18 protein-coding genes are annotated in these 16,698 nt (G+C 54.2%); 7 read left to right on the top strand and 11 right to left on the bottom strand.

The genetic code is table 11. The features are described 5' to 3' along the window. Positions 1-16: 16 nt before the first annotated feature. Together G461_RS23105 and G461_RS0103025 are read right to left on the bottom strand one after the other, a co-directional pair. The gene (locus G461_RS23105; protein WP_051333312.1) at positions 17-1,399 is read right to left on the bottom strand and encodes an ATP-binding protein; all 1,383 of its coding nucleotides are present in this window, start codon (positions 1,397-1,399) and stop codon (positions 17-19) included. A gap of 1 nt (position 1,400) precedes the next feature. After that, positions 1,401-2,084 (bottom strand): response regulator, encoded by a 684-nt coding sequence (locus G461_RS0103025; RefSeq protein WP_026957618.1) that lies wholly within the window; start codon positions 2,082-2,084, stop codon positions 1,401-1,403. 159 nt (positions 2,085-2,243) lie between these two features. On the opposite strand from G461_RS0103025, the gene G461_RS23110 reads away from it, so the two are divergent. The 3 genes from G461_RS23110 to cysE all read left to right on the top strand — a co-directional run bounded on the left by G461_RS23110 (position 2,244) and on the right by cysE (position 4,529). Further along, complete coding sequence (locus G461_RS23110; RefSeq protein WP_051333313.1) at positions 2,244-2,702, top strand: Spy/CpxP family protein refolding chaperone; 459 nt, start codon at positions 2,244-2,246, stop codon at positions 2,700-2,702. 102 nt (positions 2,703-2,804) lie between these two features. Further along, positions 2,805-3,707, top strand: coding sequence for a cation diffusion facilitator family transporter (locus G461_RS0103035; RefSeq protein ID WP_026970728.1), 903 nt, complete (start codon positions 2,805-2,807; stop codon positions 3,705-3,707). 51 nt (positions 3,708-3,758) lie between these two features. Further along, positions 3,759-4,529, top strand: coding sequence for a serine O-acetyltransferase (gene cysE, locus G461_RS0103040; protein ID WP_035476580.1), 771 nt, complete (start codon positions 3,759-3,761; stop codon positions 4,527-4,529). Positions 4,530-4,631: 102 nt separating this feature from the next. Here the strand turns inward: cysE and G461_RS0103045 are convergent, their stop codons facing one another. Beyond that, a complete protein-coding gene (locus G461_RS0103045) occupies positions 4,632-4,856 on the bottom strand; it encodes a DUF1653 domain-containing protein (RefSeq protein ID WP_026970729.1) in 225 nt (74 codons plus the stop codon). 113 nt (positions 4,857-4,969) lie between these two features. Between G461_RS0103045 and G461_RS0103050 the strand changes: the two genes are divergently transcribed. Next, the gene (locus G461_RS0103050) at positions 4,970-5,176 is read left to right on the top strand and encodes a cell division protein ZapB (RefSeq protein ID WP_026957623.1); all 207 of its coding nucleotides are present in this window, start codon (positions 4,970-4,972) and stop codon (positions 5,174-5,176) included. Positions 5,177-5,205: 29 nt separating this feature from the next. On the opposite strand, the gene rraA is transcribed toward G461_RS0103050, so the two are convergent. The 7 genes from rraA to priA form a co-directional block, all read right to left on the bottom strand. Further along, positions 5,206-5,694: a ribonuclease E activity regulator RraA gene (gene rraA, locus G461_RS0103055; protein ID WP_026957624.1), complete on the bottom strand. Its 489-nt coding sequence runs from the start codon at positions 5,692-5,694 to the stop codon at positions 5,206-5,208. Between the two features lie 126 nt (positions 5,695-5,820). Then, positions 5,821-7,152, bottom strand: coding sequence for an ATP-dependent protease ATPase subunit HslU (hslU, locus tag G461_RS0103060; protein WP_026970730.1), 1,332 nt, complete (start codon positions 7,150-7,152; stop codon positions 5,821-5,823). Between the two features lie 13 nt (positions 7,153-7,165). Next, positions 7,166-7,696, bottom strand: a complete 531-nt coding sequence (gene hslV / locus G461_RS0103065) for an ATP-dependent protease subunit HslV (RefSeq protein ID WP_026970731.1) — start codon at positions 7,694-7,696, stop codon at positions 7,166-7,168. Between the two features lie 134 nt (positions 7,697-7,830). After that, the gene (locus G461_RS0103070) at positions 7,831-8,133 is read right to left on the bottom strand and encodes a PilZ domain-containing protein (RefSeq protein ID WP_026970732.1); all 303 of its coding nucleotides are present in this window, start codon (positions 8,131-8,133) and stop codon (positions 7,831-7,833) included. Between the two features lie 244 nt (positions 8,134-8,377). Further along, complete coding sequence (locus G461_RS0103075) at positions 8,378-8,938, bottom strand: SPOR domain-containing protein (protein ID WP_026970733.1); 561 nt, start codon at positions 8,936-8,938, stop codon at positions 8,378-8,380. 2 nt (positions 8,939-8,940) lie between these two features. Further along, positions 8,941-10,692, bottom strand: a complete 1,752-nt coding sequence (gene argS, locus G461_RS0103080; protein WP_026970734.1) for an arginine--tRNA ligase — start codon at positions 10,690-10,692, stop codon at positions 8,941-8,943. Between the two features lie 192 nt (positions 10,693-10,884). Next, positions 10,885-13,107: a primosomal protein N' gene (gene priA, locus G461_RS0103085; protein ID WP_084428961.1), complete on the bottom strand. Its 2,223-nt coding sequence runs from the start codon at positions 13,105-13,107 to the stop codon at positions 10,885-10,887. Between the two features lie 223 nt (positions 13,108-13,330). Here priA and rpmE point away from each other — a divergent pair, with 223 nt between their 5' ends. Further along, positions 13,331-13,546, top strand: a complete 216-nt coding sequence (gene rpmE, locus G461_RS0103090) for a 50S ribosomal protein L31 (protein WP_026957631.1) — start codon at positions 13,331-13,333, stop codon at positions 13,544-13,546. A gap of 194 nt (positions 13,547-13,740) precedes the next feature. Next, a complete protein-coding gene (locus tag G461_RS0103095; protein WP_026970736.1) occupies positions 13,741-14,982 on the top strand; it encodes a malic enzyme-like NAD(P)-binding protein in 1,242 nt (413 codons plus the stop codon). Positions 14,983-15,052: 70 nt separating this feature from the next. Here the strand turns inward: G461_RS0103095 and metJ are convergent, their stop codons facing one another. Then, positions 15,053-15,364 carry a met regulon transcriptional regulator MetJ gene (metJ, locus tag G461_RS0103100; RefSeq protein ID WP_035476515.1) on the bottom strand — a complete coding sequence of 104 codons (312 nt, stop codon included), beginning with the start codon at positions 15,362-15,364 and terminating at the stop codon, positions 15,053-15,055. Between the two features lie 163 nt (positions 15,365-15,527). Here metJ and metB point away from each other — a divergent pair, with 163 nt between their 5' ends. Beyond that, positions 15,528-16,688 (top strand): cystathionine gamma-synthase, encoded by a 1,161-nt coding sequence (gene metB, locus G461_RS0103105; RefSeq protein WP_026970737.1) that lies wholly within the window; start codon positions 15,528-15,530, stop codon positions 16,686-16,688. The last annotated feature ends 10 nt before the right edge of the window (positions 16,689-16,698 follow it).

The raw sequence follows: 16,698 nt of genomic DNA on the forward strand, positions 1-16,698 counted from the left end.
TAACTAAAACAGGCGGCTATTTTAGAGGCAAGCGGATGGTGACTTCCAGCCCTTTATCCTCGCCATTGCTTGCGGCGATCTGTCCGCCATGCTGGCGAATGGCGGATTCGGCAATCGCCAGCCCCAGACCGACCCCGCCGCTGTCGCGATCGCGTGCCTCGTTGCTGCGATAGAAGGGGCGGAAGATATTTTCAAGCTCATGGCTTGGCAGTCCCGGCCCATCGTCACTCACGGTTAAGCTCAGCTCGAACTCGTTGTGCTCGAGAGTGAGGCGAACCGTTGACTCGGCATATTTAAGCGCGTTGCGGCAGATGTTCTCGATAGCGCTGCTTAGCAACTCTGGGTAGGCGATCAGCGCTATGCCTTGTGGATAATGAGCAAAGAACTGTTTGCCCAGTTGCTCTGCTTCAAACTGACAGTCGCTGGTAAGTGGGCTTAGCAGCTCTTCAAGCTTGAGATGCTGCTGCTGGGCATTGATCTGCATTCTCGACAGTGACAACAGGGCGGCAATCATCTGCTCTAGCCGCTGGGCTTCACGCTCGATGCGCTGCACTTCGCTGGTGGCTTCGCCTTGGCGTTTTTTGTGTAGTGCCAGCGCCATGTTCAAGCGGGTCAAGGGTGAGCGAAGCTCATGGCTGATATCGCTTAGCAAGCGGCGCTGGTTCTCGATGGCTTGGTGAAGGGTGACTACCATGCGGTTGAGGCTACCGGACAGCCGGCCGATCTCATCACCGCGGCTAAACTCTGGCAGTGGGGTATCTAAGTGGCCCAGTGACACTTGGTTGGCGGCTGATTGCAGCTGCTTGAGCGGCCTGACCAAGTGACGAGTGAGTAGCATACACAGACCGATGCTCAGTAATATCGCCACTCCCCATATCAGCTCAGGTGCCACCGCTAAACGGCGCAGCGACGCCGCACTGGTGGGGCTGACCGGACGCTCCAGATAAAACAGGTAATCTTGGCCACTGATCTCCACCGAAATCGGCCCGAACAGGATCAATTGATTGTTGCGCGGCTCGCCGTTTTCACCGCGAGGCTCGCCGCCCCGATGCTCAATGATCGACAGTTTGGGCACGCCAATTTGGTCGTTAGTGGCGATAAAGCGACGCATATGCCGGGGGACTTTTGGGGTATTAATACTGACCCCTTGCTCGTTAATCAAGAACGGTCTGCCGAAGCGGCGCTGGAACTCACGGTTCGGTCTTGGGGTAATAGATAGAGGGTCGGCTTCGATCCGCTTAGCGGCGTTGTGCAGGGTGCGCACTGCCCAATCTGGCGCTTCCATATTCTCGGTGTTGGTGAGTTTAATCAGGCCGATGGTGATTACCGCGGTAATCACCAAGATTCCCCAGAAGGTGAGGAAGATCTTAACGAACAGGTTGTTTACCAAGCGATTCATACTACCAATCCAACCAAATATAGCCCTTGCCACGCACGGTTTTGATGCGAGGGTTGCCATCGGCCCGCTCGGGGATCTTTTTGCGAAGGTTACTTAGGTGCATATCGATGCTGCGATCGAAGGCCTGCAGACGTTTGCCCAATACCGCCATGTGCAGGCCGGCTTTGTCTTGGATCTCGCCCGGGTGAGTGAGTAGCTGCTGAAGAAGCAATAGCTCGGTGCCGGTGAGGTCCAGCTCTTGCTCATTGCAGTAGGCTTGCTGTTTGCTCGGCAGTAAGCGAATGTCTTGATGGCATAGCTCATCGCTAGGGGCGTTCGAGTTGCTTTGCTGGGTGCGGCGTAAGATTGCGCGGATCCGTGCAAGCAGCTCTCGTTCGCTAAAAGGCTTTGGCAGGTAGTCATCGGCGCCAAGCTCTAAGCCAACAACCCGATCGATCTCTTCGCCTTTGGCGGTGAGCATTAGAACCGGCTGGTCACTGTCTTTGCGCAGTTTCTTTAGCAGCTCAAAGCCATTCATGCCGGGCATCATCACATCCAGCAGTACCAAGTCGAATCGCTGTTCCTGCAAGCGCTGAAAACCGCTGTTGCCGTCATTGCATACTTCACAGCTAAAGCCTTCCAGCTCCAGCAGCTCGCTAACCAACTCGGTCAGCTCTTTGTCGTCGTCGATAATCAGCAGGTTCACAGGCTACCCCTTATGGTGTTTTCGCGGCTTATAGTACCGCGAGTGGCATTCCTGAGGTTAGTGTAAAGTCTCCTTTTACACAGCTTTACATAGCCTTGGCACTAGTTTGCAGTGGGGGAGTTAGGATTGGTAGCGTCACTTTTCAACGAGGTTTAGGCAATGAAAAAATCGATTACTACTGCAGTTCTGGCTTTGAGTTTGGTTGTTCCATCGGCGTTTGCTGCGGGTGGTCAAGAGCGTGGCCATGGCCCGGCGATGAAGGTATTTAAACAGCTGGACTTGAGCGCTGAGCAGAAACAGCAAATCCGCGACATTATGCAGGCCAATCGCCCGGCTGATCGTGAACAAGCGAAACAGCAGCGCAGCGAAATGCGCGATGCACAGCGCGCCCAGCGCCTGGCGTTGATGGACGCAGAGCAGTTTGATAGTGAAGCGGCACAAAGCTTGATTAAGCAGCGCCAAGCACGTCAAGCCGAGCGCGAGCTGCGGATGCTGGAGATTCAACACCAGATCTATCAGGTGCTCGACGACGAGCAGCAGCAGAAGTTCCAGCAGCTACAAGCAGAAGGGCCACAACGTGGTGGCAAGAAAGGCCGTGGTGGTAACTGCCAGAGCTAACTCCTTTCAGCAAAGGGGCGAATAGCCCCTATTCCTACCTGCATATCTCCTCAATGGTGACATGCTATACTGCCCAGCACGCTCGAGTATCAAGGACGTGCCGTGGGCAGCTCTCAATATAAGCGTCTGGTGACGATTGCAACCTGGACTGCAACCCTGGTCGCTACCCTGCTACTAATCATCAAAAGTATCGCGGTGTTTTATACCGGCTCGGTCAGTATCCTGGCGTCGATGATCGACTCGCTGATGGATATTGGCATGTCGGTGGTCAACCTATTGGCAGTGCGCTATGCCCTGCAGCCGCCGGATAGCGAACATCGTTTCGGTCATGGCAAGGCCGAGCATCTGGCGGGCCTTGCTCAAGCGGCGTTTATCAGTGGCTCTGGCTTGATGCTGATTTACACCGGGGCGAACAGTATTCACCGCCAGGCGCCCCTTGAAGGTGACTCATTAGGGTTGTGGGTGATGCTGGTATCGACCGCGTTGACCGTGGCACTGGTTGGGTTCCAGCGTTATGTTGTCCGGCGAACGAATAACAGCGTGATCAAAGCGGACTCTCTGCACTATGTGATGGATATCTTGATGAATGCTGCGGTGCTGCTAGCCCTGCTGCTCACCCACTATGGTTGGTTCTGGGCTGATGGCGTGTTTGCCATCATCATCGCACTGTATATCATGGTGGAAGCGCTGAAGATTGGCCGCGAGGCGGTGCAGAACCTGCTTGATCGCGAGTTACCCGAGGATGAACAAGCGACGGTTCGCAGCGTGAGTATGGCAGTCGATGGGGTGTTGGGAGTGCATGACCTGCGCACGCGTCAGTCCGGTGCAACGCGCTTTATCCAGCTACACATTGAGTTAGCCGATGAGTTAAGCTTGTACCAGTCGCACCAGATAGCGGACTTAGTGGAAGAGGCGATTCAGCAGCAGTGGCAGGATGTGGACGTAATTGTTCACCAAGATCCACGGTCTGTAGTGAGCAGTGAACAAAAACAACAGTTTGATTGAGGAAGTAGAGTGGCAAGGCAAAGTAAGAAACAGTATGGGTTAACCCAGTCTCTGACCGAGACGGTGTGGTTACAGATCCGCGATGAAGCGCGGCGTATGGCCGAAGACGAGCCGATGCTCGCTAGCTTCTTTTACTCGACCATTCTGAACCACGAAACCCTGCCTTGTGCCTTGAGCTTCCAGCTTGCCAGTAAGCTTGATAGCACCACCGTGCCAGCGATTCTGCTGCGTGAGTTTATCGAAGAAGCCTTTGTCGAAGAGCCAGAGATGCTAGCAGCGGTAGCGGCGGACATTGTGGCGGTTAAGGATCGCGACCCGGCGGTGCAATACTATGCGATTCCCTTGCTGTACCTTAAGGGGTTCCATGCGCTGCAAGGTTACCGCGTGTCTAACTGGCTATGGCGTCAAGGCCGCTTAGCGCTGGCTCGCTACATCCAGAACCAGATTTCTACCGTGTTCGCCGTGGATATCCACCCAGCGGCCAATATCGGTAAAGGTATCTTGCTCGACCATGCCACCGGCATCGTGATTGGCGAGACGGCGGTTATTGAGGATGAAGTGTCTATCTTGCAATCGGTCACCTTGGGTGGTACCGGTAAAGAGATGGGCGACCGTCATCCGAAGATTCGTCGTGGTGTGCTGATTGGCGCTGGCGCTAAAATCTTGGGCAATATCGAAGTGGGCTGTGGCGCCAAAGTGGGCGCCGGTAGCGTGGTACTCGAGCCGGTGCCACCGCATACCACGGTGGCGGGCGTGCCGGCGAAGGTGGTTGGTACCCCGAGCTGCGATATGCCTGCTATCGATATGGGGCAAAATATCTAACCTAAGAGATTTGCCGCAGCAAGGGCTGCGGCAGCCAGTTTACTCTTCTACTTTCTTTTCTTCTCTTATCCTACTCTTCTCTTATCCTACTCTTCTCTTACCCTACTCTTCGTGGAGCAGGGCAAAGCGCGGCACCCGCTCACCACTTTCAAGGGTGACATCTTCAACAAACATCGTGAGTGGTCGAACCCACAACTTACCTTCGCCATAAAGTGGCCGGTAGAGCACCATTAGCTCTTCGGTTTCAGAGTGGATCACGGTGTCGATAACCTGATATTCATTGCCTTTATAGTGGCGGTAGCGGCCGGGAAGCGGGGCGTGACTCATATTGCTGTATTTCTCATCAGTTGCATTGGCTTTTTAAGTTCTACCCTTGTTGGCATAGCATGACAAGAGTATGCTGCCTGTAACTTCAACGTGGATTGTTTTAGGAGACCTTGATGTCTTTTGATGTATTGGAAAAGCTGGAAGCAAAAGTCCAGGCTGCGGTAGAAAACATTGAATTGCTGCGTATGGAAATTGACGAGCTCAAGGAGCAGAACAGTCAACTCAGCGATGAAAATGGCCGTCTGTTGCAAGAGCAACAAGCATGGCAAGAACGCCTTCGTGCCTTGCTAGGCCGCATGGAAGACGTTCATCCAGAATAGTTCGCTTAAGTGAGCGATAAGCCCGGGCGTTATTCGATATCTAACGGCTCGGGCGAAAGAATCACCCCAGTGGTATCGGCATAGACATGGTCCTCTGGCAAGAAAGTCACCCCACCAAAGTTCACCGGCACATTCTCTTCTCCGGTATCGTTTTCTACATCAGCACCCACTGGAATTGAGGCCAGCGCTTGCACGCCTAGCTCGAGTTCTTCCAGCGCATCCACATCACGCACACAGCCATAAACGATGATGCCTTCCCATTCGTTTTCTGCTGCGGTTTCAGCAATGCTCAGATCGATCAATGCTCGGCGCAACGAACCGCCACCATCGATCAGCAGCACACGTCCGGTGCCAGGTTCTTGAACCATCTGATTGATAAGACCGGAATTTTCGAAGCACTTGATGGTCGTGACTTCGCCGCCAAAAGAGCTGCGGCCGCCAAAGCTGGCAAACATCGGCTCGACCACGTCGACGGTGTCTGCGTACAAATCGCACAGCTCTGAGGTGTTATATTCCATGATAGCGATCCTAGAAGGTAAGCAAATTACGCTACCAGTATAATCGCTAAGTAGCCGTTTTCAATTGAGAAAACGCAAAGGAGAGGAAACTCGGCAGCTGACAGTACAGCCAGCTGCCGGAGGGGCTTACAGAATAAAGCGAGTGAGATCTTCGTCAGCAACCAGCTCATCGAGATTCTGGTTCACATAGCTGGCGTCGATGATCACGTTGTCGCCATCTTTGTCTGAGGCGATAAAGCTTAGCTCTTCCATCAGCTTTTCCATCACCGTGTGCAGGCGGCGGGCGCCGATGTTTTCGGTGCGCTCATTGACCTGCCAAGCGGCGTCGGCGATGCGGCGAATACCATCGTCGGTGAAGTCGATGTTCAGCCCCTCGGTTTTCATCAGCGCGCGGTATTGCTCGGTCAGCGAGGCATTCGGCTCGGTCAAAATTCGCTCGAAATCCCCCGCGCTAAGTGCGCTCAGATTCACTCGGATCGGCAGGCGGCCTTGCAGCTCAGGGATCAGATCAGACGGCTTAGCCACCTGAAACGCGCCAGAGGCGATAAACAGGATGTGGTCGGTCTTCACCATGCCGTGCTTGGTGCTAACGGTAGAACCTTCTACCAAAGGCAGTAGGTCGCGCTGTACACCTTCGCGGCTTACATCCGGGCCTGAGGCCTCGCCTCGCTTACAGATTTTATCGATTTCATCGAGGAATACGATGCCGTGGTTTTCCACCGATTCCAGCGCTTTCTCTTTGATCTCTTCCGGGTTAAGCATCTTGGCGGCTTCTTCTTCCACCATCAGCTTGAAGGCTTCTTTGATCTTCAGCTTGCGCTTCTTGGTCTGGTTGTTACCAGACAGGTTCTGGAACATGCCCTGCAGCTGATTGGTCATCTCTTCCATACCCGGAGGCGCCATGATCTCAACGCCAACCTGTGGCTGGGCTATGTCCACTTCGATCTCTTTGTCGTCCAGTTTGCCTTCGCGCAGCTTTTTGCGGAAGGTCTGGCGGGTGCTGCTTTCTTCTTGGCGCTCTTCTTCACCAAAGTTATTGCGGGCCGGTGGCAATAGGGCATCGAGGACGCGCTCTTCGGCTTGATCCTCGGCGCGGAAACGGAACTTCTCCATTTCTTGTTCACGGGTTTGCTTGAAGGCAACATCGGCCAAGTCGCGGATAATGGTTTCCACTTCTTTACCCACGTAGCCCACTTCGGTGAACTTGGTTGCTTCTACCTTGATAAACGGTGCGTTGGCCAGTTTGGCCAGACGGCGGGCGATCTCGGTTTTACCGACACCGGTTGGGCCAATCATCAGGATGTTCTTCGGGGTTACTTCCTGGCGCAGTTCGCTGGGAAGTTGCATACGGCGCCAGCGGTTGCGCAGGGCAATGGCAACGGCGCGCTTGGCTTCTGACTGACCAATGATGTGATTGTCCAGCTCAGATACGATTTCGCGAGGGGTCATCTCAGACATGTTAACTCCTGTCTCAAGCCGTTGCGTCGAGTTCTTCAACGGTTTGATTTGAATTGGTGAACACACAGATGTCGCCGGCGATGTTCAGAGCTTTCTCAGCAATGTCGCGGGCACCTAGTTCGGTGTTTTCAAGTAAGGCGGTGGCGGCGGCTTGGGCAAACGGGCCACCCGAGCCGATAGCGATCAGGTCGTTCTCCGGCTGAATCACATCGCCGTTACCGGTAATGATCAATGATGCTTCTTCATCGGCGACCGCCAACAGGGCTTCTAAGCGGCGCAGCATTCGGTCAGTGCGCCAGTCTTTGGCCAGCTCAACAGCGGCGCGGGTCAGGTGACCTTGGTGCATCTCTAGTTTGGCTTCGAAGCGTTCAAACAGGGTGAAGGCGTCGGCGGTGCCGCCGGCAAAGCCTGCCAGCACGCGGCCGTTGTAGAGGCGGCGCACTTTCTTTGCGTTGCCTTTCATTACGGTATTGCCAAGAGATACCTGACCATCGCCTGCGATGATCACTTTGCCGTTACGGCGGACGGATACAATAGTCGTCACGTTTTACCTCATTCTGTGCTCTGGTACGAGTATCACTAAGAAATGGGGCGAGGGGGGGAGTATTTCAAGGAGCGAAGTAAAAAATCTCGGCCCCATGACGAGTTGCTGGTCGCAACTCAATGACAACTATGGACTTACTTGGTCAGTAAGAATACGTGGTAGGTGGTAAAGTTTTTGCGGTGACAGCGCGAAACCTTAGCTTCAACGGGATCGCTATCCGCCTGCTTACTCAAAAAGCGAATACTGACCTTGGTACCCATAGCAACCTGATCGGAAAGTTGGATCAGCATGCCGCGGCGTGACATATCAATACATACTGCTTCAACGGCTTGAAGCTCGCCTGCTGCGTCGGTCCAGCTGAGCTCTAACGGCTCTTGTTCAAGCTCGATGCGTCGATCTAATCGACGGTCAACTTGAGAGAGTTCCACGTTGTCCATGTTGAGATGTCCTTAGAGCTGATAGGTGGTTCTATGTCAGGCCACCGCATACTGTTGCAGCCATAGCCTATACGCTTCATCCGAATATAGATGAGAACCGCTTCAAAAAACCAGCATTTTTATAGCCTTAACTGGAAAATCTAGTCTAGCAACCAATTTATAGCGAGATTACTACTGAAAACCGTGTTTTTATCACTTTTAAGGTGTAATCAAATCCTGACAGCTGGGGGATGGATGCTAGCTGCTAATCCCAGTTCCAATGCCATATCTGGCAGCCGTTAATGTTGGCGCGCTGGAGAACATGGCGGTCGCGTTCGGCATCGCGTTTGCTGGGATAAGGACCCAGAACTACCCTATACCAAGAACCGTTGCTGCCACCTGTGTGTTTAATATCGCTCTCTAAGCCGGCGAAAGCGATCAAAGCCTTACTTTCTTCAGCTCTGTCTCGACTGCGGAACGAAGCACATTGCATTTGATAGGGGCGACTGGGCTCGCTGCTTTGTTCGGCCACTTCCACTTCTACGCTCTTCTCTTCCAGCTCTTTGACATAGCGACGCTCTTCAGGCGGTTCGGGAAGCGCTGGGTTATCGGCGGGTTTGACTGGCCGCTCTGCGGACATGCTCGGAAGCGGCGCCGGTTCAGGCGCACTTCCTTGAATGTTGTAGAGCAAAAAGGCGAAACCACTGACTGCGGCTACCACAACCAAAGCCAGGCCAAGCGGGAAACGCTTGGCTTTGGGGGCGGCTTTGGTTTTTTTGGCGCTACGTTTGGCGGGTTTACTACGGCTAACGTAATCCTTGGCCATGCTTACATCCGTTCTAGGGTCTCAATTCCAAGTAGTGACAAGCCTTGGGTGATGACCTGCGCGGTTAGGGCTGCTAAGCGCAAACGGCTCTGCTGCTGTTGTTCGCTGGCATTCTTAAGGATTGGGCACGCTTCATAGAAGCTCATAAAGGCGCCCGCTAACTCATACAGGTAGTTACACATCATGTGTGGCATACCTTTGTTGGCAACACCGTGAACGGTATCGCTGAACTGAATCAGTTTTTGCCCCAAGGCAATCTCTGCATCGTGCTCTAGTTCGATGGTTTGAGTCAAGCTGCTAACATCGATATCAGCGCGACGCAGAATAGATTGGATACGGGTGTAGGCATACTGCAGGTAAGGGGCTGTGTTGCCGTTGAACGCCAGCATGTTGTCCCAGTCGAATATGTAGTCGGTGGTGCGGTTCTTCGACAAGTCGGCGTACTTCACTGCGCCCATGGCGATGGCTTTGGCGGCTTGTTGCTGCTCCTGCTCGTTCAGGTCGCGCGACTTCTCGGCCACAATCTGCTGAGCGCGTTCTTCGGCTTCGTTGAGCAGGTCTACCAGTTTTACGGTGCCGCCGCTGCGGGTTTTAAATGGGCGGCCATCTTTACCCAGCATCATTCCGAAGGCGTGGTGCTCCAGTGGCACCTCTTCAGGCACATAACCGGCTTTACGCACAATGCTCCAAGCTTGCATCAGGTGTTGGTGCTGACGTGAGTCGATAAAGTACAGCACGCGATCGGCGCCTAGCTGCTGATAGCGGTACTTGGCACAGGCGATATCGGTGGTGGTGTACAGGAAGCCGCCGTCTTTTTTCTGCACGATAACGCCCATCGGGTCGCCGTCTTTGTTCTTGTACTCGTCCAGGAACACCACTTTCGCGCCGTTGTCTTCCACTGCCAGACCTTGTTTTTCTAAGTCGGCAACGATCTCTGGCAGCATGGCGTTGTATTGGCTCTCGCCCATGGCATCGCTCATCTGCAAGCTTACATTCAAACGGTTGTACACCGCTTGGTTGTGGCTCAGGGTGATGTCGACCAGCTTGCGCCACATGGTGTTGCAGTACTCGTCGCCACCTTGCAGTTTCACCACGTAGTTACGGGCGCGTACCGCGAACTCTTCGTCGCTGTCATAGCGCTGTTTGGCTTCACGGTAGAAGGCTTCCAGATCGCTCAGTTCGATGCTGCCCGCGTCGGTGCCTTGCTTTTCCACTTCTTCCAAGTTGGCGATAAGCATGCCGAACTGGGTACCCCAGTCGCCGATATGGTTGGCGCGAACCACCTTGTGGCCCAAGAACTCTAGCGTGCGCACAACCGCATCGCCGATGATGGTCGAACGCAAGTGACCTACGTGCATCTCTTTAGCAACATTAGGTGCTGAGTAATCCACCACGATGGTTTGCGGCGCGTCGGCCAGCTTAACGTTGGACTTAGCATCGCGGCTCATGGCATCGAGCTGCTCGCTTAGCCAGGCGTTGTTCAGATAGAAGTTGATGAAACCCGGACCGGCAATCTCAGTCTTCTCAACCAAGGTCGATTCAGGCAGGTTATCGCAGATCAGCTGCGCCAGTTCACGCGGGTTCTTACCGGCGGGTTTAGCGGTCATCAGCGCCAAGTTGGTGGCCAGATCGCCGTGAGCTTTATCCTTGGTTCGGTCAACCTGAATTCGCGGCGCGAGATCCTCTGGCAGGATTTGCTGGCTTTTTAAGGTTGTGACTGCTTGTTCGAGCAGCTGTTGGATAAGCTCTTTCATTGAGACGTACACCGATTCTGACTGTGAATATTGGAATCGGACATTTTACCGACATTATTTTGTGAAGACTATCTCCTTTAAGCCCGGATATTGCCTAATTTGGTGAATTTCTGGGTTTGCCGGAGATCCTGCTGGTGCTGAAAGGGCTAGTCGCTCGCCATTCCTGCCATGAGTGGCTCTGAGAAGCCCTGTTTAGAGCATGTCCTGAGGGTCGACATCAAGCGACCAGCGCACCCGGTTAGCGCTGGGGAGCTGGTCGATTTGCGGTCGCAAGCGCGCCAGTAACTGATGAAGCGCCCGGCGTTGCTCGGCTTGTAGCAGCAACTGCATGCGATACTTACCCGCCCGTCGCGGCTGAGGAGCCTCGGTGGCGGGGAACACCCAACAACCAAACTGATTGAGCTGCAGAGCTTGCTGATAGCACTGCTCGGCGAAGGCGTTAACCGCATTGGCCTGTGGCGCTTCGAAGCGCAGCAGCGCTTGGTAGTTAAACGGCGGCAGCTGGGTTTGCTGGCGCTCGTTCAAGGCAAAGCGGGCAAAGTGCTGGTAGCCGTTGTTGACCAGATCCTGCAGCAGTTCATGTTCGGGGTGGTGAGATTGCAGCATCACCTCGCCAGCCAATTCGGCGCGGCCCGCTCGCCCAGCCACCTGCACGTAGAGCTGGGCTAGTTTCTCTGCGGCGCGAAAATCGCTGCTAAACAGTGCGTGGTCGATATCGAGCAAGGCCACCAACGTGACCTTGGGAAAGTGGTGGCCTTTGGCCAGCATCTGGGTGCCCAGCAAGATGGAGTACTTCTGTTGATTAATCTTATCCAGCAGCGCCTCTAGGCTACCCTTGCGGCGGGTGCTATCGCGGTCAATGCGCGCGACTGGGTAGTCGGGGAAGAGTTGCTCTAGGGTGTCTTGCACCTGCTCGGTACCGAGGCCAGTGGTCACCAGGTTGGTCGAGCCACAGCTTTCGCACTGATGCGGCACTGGTCGCTGGGAGCCGCAGTGGTGACAGGCCAGATAACTGGGATTCTGATGCAGGGTGTAGTAGGCATCGCAGCGCGCGCATTCACACACCGTACCGCACTCGTGGCACAGCAGCGCTGGCGCGTAGCCGCGCCGGTTTAAGAATAGCATCACCTGATTACTGGCTTTTAGCTCCTGCTTTATCCGCTTGAGCAATAAGGGCGACATGCCTCCTTGCAAGGGCTGCTGGCGAATATCTACCAAGGTTTGCTTGGCCAGTGAGGCGCGCCCGGCCCGCTGCTTTAGCTCAAGGTGCGAGAATCGCCCAGCCAGGGCATTTTGCAGAGTCTCCAAACAGGGGGTTGCGGAGCCGAGGATCACCGGGGTTTGCTCCAGCTTTCCGCGCACCAAAGCCAGATCGCGGGCGTGATAGCGGAAGCTGTCTTGCTGTTTGAATGAGCTGTCGTGCTCTTCGTCGATCACGATAAGGCCGGGGTGTTTGAGAGGAGTAAACACCGCCGAGCGGGTGCCAATGACAATGGCTGCCTCACCACTGCGCGCTTGCAGCCAAGCCGATAGCCGTTCATTATCGTTCAGCCCGGAATGCAGCGCGACGATAGGCACCGCAAAGCGCTTGGCAAAGCGCTGCAGAGTTTGTGGGGTTAGGCCAATCTCGGGGACTAGCACCAGCACCTGCTTACCTTGTTGTAATACGTTGGCAATGGCCTGCAGATACACCTCGGTTTTACCTGAACCGGTAATGCCTTCGAGTAAGAACCCCTGAAAGCCGTCGGCGTTGTTGATCGCGGCCACCGCCAGCGCCTGCTCGGTGTTAAGGCGCAGCTCATCTTCGCTTTGCTGATAGTGCCATTGACCCGTTTGGGGAGTGTGCTCTACCTGCTCAGCCAGGTCTTTTTTAGCGAGGCCTTGCAGTGCGGCATTGGCAATATCCTGCAGGCGCAGTTCGGCATTGGTGAGTCCGGGGTTGGCGTGGCGCAGTGCGTTTAGAGCTATCTGTTGCTTTACCGCGCGCTTTAAGTCGTTGAGGTCACAGGCTCGGCCTTGCTCGGTGGCCTGCCAATAACTGATCGGGCTGGGGCGAGCAGGCTCACCACGGCGCAACGGTGCCGGGATCGCTTGGCTGAACACCTCGCCAAAGCCGTAGTGGTAGTAATCGCTAGCCCAGCGAAGTAGCTTCCAGATACTGTTGGGTAGCAGCGCTTCGGGCTCAAGGATCTCGGTCAGAGGACGCAGCTTGTCTTGGGGCACTTCGCTGTGCACATCCAGCTCAACGACCACCGCAATGCGCTGGCTATTGCCAAAGGGCACCTTCACTCGGCTACCAACTTCAAGGGCGCTAACGCCGCCGGGTAGCAGGTAGTCGAAATACTTAAGCAGGGGAATGGCCAGTGCCACCCGAACGATCTTCACAGGGCATAACTTGTTGGGAAATATCGGCATATTCTAAACCGGAAGGGGGGAATGTCTAAACTCGATATGTCTAATCGCAAGCTTGGTGAAAAAATCCCCAATAATTGTTCAGGGATCCTTGCTTGGGTGAGCGGCTTACTATAGAATTCGCGACCTAAAATTTGTTAAGGCTCTGATAGAGTTTAATTCGTGTGGTGTTTGGTGCTGGTAACGGTGATCAAATGGCGACACGGCCCATGATTGAGGTAATCCCATGAAAACTGATATCCATCCTACCTACGAGACTCTTACTGCTAAGTGTTCTTGCGGTAACGTAATCGAAACCAAATCAACCCGTACTGGTGAGATGTTCTTGGACGTATGTGACAAGTGCCACCCGTTCTACACTGGTAAGCAACGTGTTGTTGATACCGGCGGTCGTGTTGATCGTTTCAACAAAAAATTCGGCATGCTGGGTGGCAAGAAGTAAGACTTCTTACTGCACCAACACGCAAAAAAAAGCGCCGCAAGGCGCTTTTTTTCTATCTATAGCAAGTCTGTGAATGTGTTATGCCCCATCGATATGTCGCTAATCTGCTGATAGACGATGTTTTTATAACGCATTTTTACTAACATGCCTTAGAGAACAATAATCACCTAACTTAACTTCGCTCAGGAAGCGCTATGTCGGATCTAAGAGAACGAGCCCTCGATTACCATGCTAACCCTCGCCCGGGGAAGATCAGTGTAGAACTGACCAAACCGGCAGAAAACGCCGATGACCTATCACTGGCCTACAGCCCCGGGGTCGCAGAGCCAGTACGCGAGATTGCCGACAACCCAGAAAACGCTTATCGCTACACCGCCAAAGGTAACTTGGTGGCGGTGATTTCTAACGGTACCGCGATCCTCGGTCTGGGTAACTTGGGGCCGCTTGCCTCGAAGCCGGTGATGGAAGGCAAGGCCTTATTGTTCAAGCGTTTTGCAGGACTGGACTCGATTGATATCGAAGTGACTCACCGTAGCCCGCAAGAGTTTATCGACACCGTGGCGAACATTGCTGACACCTTCGGCGGTATCAACTTGGAAGACATCAAAGCCCCGGAATGTTTTGAGATTGAAAAAGCGCTGGTCGAGCGCTGCCAAATCCCGGTGTTCCACGATGACCAACACGGCACCGCGATTGTGACCGCGGCCGGTATGCTGAACGCGTTAGAGGTGCAGGGTAAGCGTATCGAAGATGCGATCATTGTCTGTATGGGCGCGGGTGCTGCGGCAATTGCCTGTATGGAACTGCTGATCAAGTGTGGCGCGATGCGCGAGAAGATCTACATGCTCGATCGCAAAGGCGTGATCCACACCCGTCGTGACGATCTCAATGAGTACAAGATGCTGTTTGCCAACAACACCGACAAGCGCACCTTGGAAGACGTTATTTCTGGCGCCGACGTGTTTGTCGGGGTATCGGGGCCGGACTTGCTGCCGTCAGAGGCAGTGGCCCTGATGGCTGAGAACCCGGTGATCTTCGCCTGTTCAAACCCCGACCCTGAGATTAAGCCCGAGCTGGCCCACGAAGTGCGTGACGATCTGATTATGGCCACCGGCCGCAGCGATTATCCGAATCAGGTAAACAACGTGCTGTGTTTCCCGTTTATCTTCCGTGGCGCTTTGGATGCGCGCGCCCATACCATCAATGATGAGATGAAGGTGGCGGCGGTAAACGCGATTCGTGAAGTGGCGAAGTTGCCGGTGCCAAAAGAGGTACTAGCGGCATCGGGCGATAGCAGCCTTGAGTTTGGCCGTGAGTACATCATCCCTAAACCGATGGACCCACGACTGCTGCCCTATGTGGCAAAAGCGGTGGCTGAAGCTGCGGTTGCATCGGGCGTCGCGCGAGTGGAGCTGCCCGAAGGCTATATGGCATGAGCGCCGCTTAGATACTAAAAAGCCCAGTCTCGGAACTGGGCTTTTTTGCGTTAGGGCCTTAAGAAGATAACTACTCTTCTTCAGAGGGTTCGATATTTAGCTCTTTCATCAACTCAATGGCGCTGCTAGGAATTACCTGATTCTTATCTTTGGTCAGGTCTTCATCGGCAGGAAGTGGCTGGCCAGTATAAGCATGCAGAAACGCTTCACACAGCAGTTCGCTGTTGGTGGCGTGACGCAGGTTGTTTACCTGGCGGCGGGTACGTTCGTCGGTAAGGATCTTCAGTACCTTTAATGGGATAGATACAGTAATCTTTTTGACCTGCTCATTTTTTTTGCCATGTTCTGCATATGGGCTGATCCACTCACCGTTCCACTTCATGGTATTTTCTTCAGTTGACAGTTAAACACGCGGATATTGTAACCAGCAGCTGTAAATTTGGCAATCCAAGGGCTTAGATTTCTAGACGTCCAGATGCCTTGACGTCTTTGTTTGTGCTGGTAAAGTGTCTGCCTCAAGGAAAAGAACCATGGAGTTAGCGGTCATGTCCAAACAACCTCTGCAAAGTGCCACCACCGCGGTACGCACTGGTATCGAAAGCGATACCCAACACGGCGCGGTAGTACCGCCGATCTATCTATCCACCAATTACAGCTTTGCCGGGTTTAATCAAAAGCGCGACTTTGACTACAGCCGCTCCGGCAATCCTACCCGTCAGGTGCTGGCCGATGCCATGGCTGGCTTGGAACATGGCGCTGGTGCGATTATCACTAACACCGGCATGTCGGCGGTGAATCTGGTGACTTCGTTGCTCTCTCCCGGCGATCTGCTGGTGGCTCCACACGATTGTTATGGCGGCAGCTACCGCCTGTTCGACTCGTTGGCCAAGAAGCAGGCCTTTGAGGTGCTGTTTGTCGACCAAACCGATAGTGAGGCCTTGGCAGAAGCGCTGGCACGTAAGCCAAAACTGATTTGGCTGGAAACCCCCAGCAACCCGCTGCTGCGTCTGGTGGATATCGAAGCGATCTGCCAGCAGGCTAAGGCTATCGATGCGCTTACCGTGGTCGATAACACCTTCTTGTCGCCAGCCCTGCAGCAGCCGCTTACCCTCGGTGCCGATATCGTGGTGCACTCTGCTACCAAGTATCTCAATGGCCACTCCGATGTGGTCTCTGGTGTGGTGGTCACTAAAGAGGCGGAACTTCATGAGGAGTTGAGCTGGTGGGCAAACTGTCTGGGCTTAACTGGCTCGGCGTTCGACTCCTACCTTTGCTTGCGCGGTCTGCGCACACTGGCTGCGCGCATGGATTACCACCAACGTAATGCCCAAGTCTTGGTGGAGTATTTGCAGCGAGAAGAGCTGGTCAGCAAGGTGTATTACCCGGGGCTGGAGGATCACCCTCAGTATCAGTTGGCTAAGCGTCAGCAGCGTGGCTTTGGTGCGATGTTTAGCTTCGAAGTCGACATGGATCAGAGACAACTGGAATGCTTTCTGCAAGAGTTACAGTTGTTTTCACTGGCCGAGTCGCTGGGCGGCGTAGAAAGTTTGATCGCCCACCCCGCAACCATGACCCATGCCGCCATGTCTGAAGAAGCATTGGCGCAAGCGGGAATATCGCAACGCTTGTTGCGGGTATCGGTGGGGCTAGAGGATGGCCAGGACCTGCTGGCCGATTTACAGCGGGCGTTTGAAGCTAGCAGATAGACCGCTCACG

Source organism: Aliagarivorans marinus DSM 23064, from assembly GCF_000429485.1.
In the GTDB taxonomy this organism is placed as follows: Bacteria; Pseudomonadota; Gammaproteobacteria; order Enterobacterales; family Celerinatantimonadaceae; genus Aliagarivorans; species Aliagarivorans marinus.

Excerpts from the sequence above, each read along its gene's own strand:
- G461_RS23105 (WP_051333312.1), bottom strand. The coding sequence starts at position 1,399 with ATGAATCGCTTGGTAAACAACCTGTTCGTTAAGATCTTCCTCACCTTC.
- G461_RS23110 (WP_051333313.1), top strand. The coding sequence starts at position 2,244 with ATGAAAAAATCGATTACTACTGCAGTTCTGGCTTTGAGTTTGGTTGTT.
- G461_RS0103045 (WP_026970729.1), bottom strand. The coding sequence starts at position 4,856 with ATGAGTCACGCCCCGCTTCCCGGCCGCTACCGCCACTATAAAGGCAAT.
- G461_RS0103050 (WP_026957623.1), top strand. The coding sequence starts at position 4,970 with ATGTCTTTTGATGTATTGGAAAAGCTGGAAGCAAAAGTCCAGGCTGCG.
- rraA (WP_026957624.1), bottom strand. The coding sequence starts at position 5,694 with ATGGAATATAACACCTCAGAGCTGTGCGATTTGTACGCAGACACCGTC.
- hslU (WP_026970730.1), bottom strand. The coding sequence starts at position 7,152 with ATGTCTGAGATGACCCCTCGCGAAATCGTATCTGAGCTGGACAATCAC.
- G461_RS0103070 (WP_026970732.1), bottom strand. The coding sequence starts at position 8,133 with ATGGACAACGTGGAACTCTCTCAAGTTGACCGTCGATTAGATCGACGC.
- G461_RS0103075 (WP_026970733.1), bottom strand. The coding sequence starts at position 8,938 with ATGGCCAAGGATTACGTTAGCCGTAGTAAACCCGCCAAACGTAGCGCC.
- argS (WP_026970734.1), bottom strand. The coding sequence starts at position 10,692 with ATGAAAGAGCTTATCCAACAGCTGCTCGAACAAGCAGTCACAACCTTA.
- priA (WP_084428961.1), bottom strand. The coding sequence starts at position 13,107 with ATGCCGATATTTCCCAACAAGTTATGCCCTGTGAAGATCGTTCGGGTG.
- rpmE (WP_026957631.1), top strand. The coding sequence starts at position 13,331 with ATGAAAACTGATATCCATCCTACCTACGAGACTCTTACTGCTAAGTGT.
- G461_RS0103095 (WP_026970736.1), top strand. The coding sequence starts at position 13,741 with ATGTCGGATCTAAGAGAACGAGCCCTCGATTACCATGCTAACCCTCGC.
- metJ (WP_035476515.1), bottom strand. The coding sequence starts at position 15,364 with ATGAAGTGGAACGGTGAGTGGATCAGCCCATATGCAGAACATGGCAAA.
- metB (WP_026970737.1), top strand. The coding sequence starts at position 15,528 with ATGTCCAAACAACCTCTGCAAAGTGCCACCACCGCGGTACGCACTGGT.